Source organism: Oleiphilus sp. HI0128 (assembly GCF_001635365.1).
The window spans coordinates 1-995 of the sequence record NZ_LWGG01001351.1; the positions used below are offsets into that span (position 1 = coordinate 1).

The 995-nt window shown below is 46.6% G+C and carries 1 pseudogene; it reads right to left on the reverse strand.

The features are described from left to right. Window positions 1–995: pseudogene (locus A3763_RS29090) on the reverse strand (hypothetical protein); the annotation flags it as partial.

The following is a 995-nucleotide window of genomic DNA, read 5'->3' on the forward strand; positions in this document are numbered from 1 at the left end:
CCCCGGTGCTGTCAACATCGTAGGCGTCATTGATACCGTCACCATCACTGTCTAAGCTGGCAGTTAACTCAGCTTCAAGTTCATCATTCATACCATCGTTGTCACTGTCCAGGTCAAAGATGTTGTAGCTATTATCGCCATCGCTATCCAAAAGACTTATCGCGTCATCAATACCATCCAGGTTGAGGTCTTCTCCTCCAGTCAGGTCGACGTCAAAGCCGTTATCGATACCATCGTCATCCGAGTCGAGGTGCAATGCGACGCCATTTTCAATGGCATCGGGGAGGCCATCTCCATCACTGTCCAAATCAAGGTGGTTGAGGATAGAGTCATTATCAAAATCTTCAGCTACAAACTTATGTTCGAGATAATCAGGAATATGGTCATTGTCTGAGTCTCGATCTCGATAGTCAGGTGTGCCGTCGTTGTCACTATCTTGAGGAAGGTTTGGGTCGCTTCCCAGCTCTCCAGCATCGTTAATGCCATCATTATCCGAGTCAGTATCCAAGGCATCGAGAATGCCATCTCCATCCGAGTCAAATGGTGAACTGAGATCGGCCCCTAGCTCTTCAAGATCACTAATGCCGTCACCATCACTATCGTAGTAATCAGGGTCGAGACCCAGGCTTATCTCGTCACCGTTTGAAATACCATCGCTATCGTTATCACAAATTTCAACAGTATTATCTGGGGCACAAGCGGTTTTACTAACACTATCTTGGTCAGTTGCCTGGTTTCCAGCTCGATCAGCGATACTTGCATTAATAGTGATGTCGCCGTCTTGAAGGCTGCTTAGGTTAATTTCAGTGCTGAAGCTACCTTCGTTTGAGGTAGCGGGAGAGCAGCTCATATCGCTTTCGCTGACAGAGTTTGAACGTCCATCAGTAACGGTGATAGTAATAGTGTCGATTGTTTCTGTGCAGCGACCTGAGACCGGAAACGTTAGGATATTGCTGCTATCAGCTGAGCGCAAAATATTTAATGAAATTGTGGGT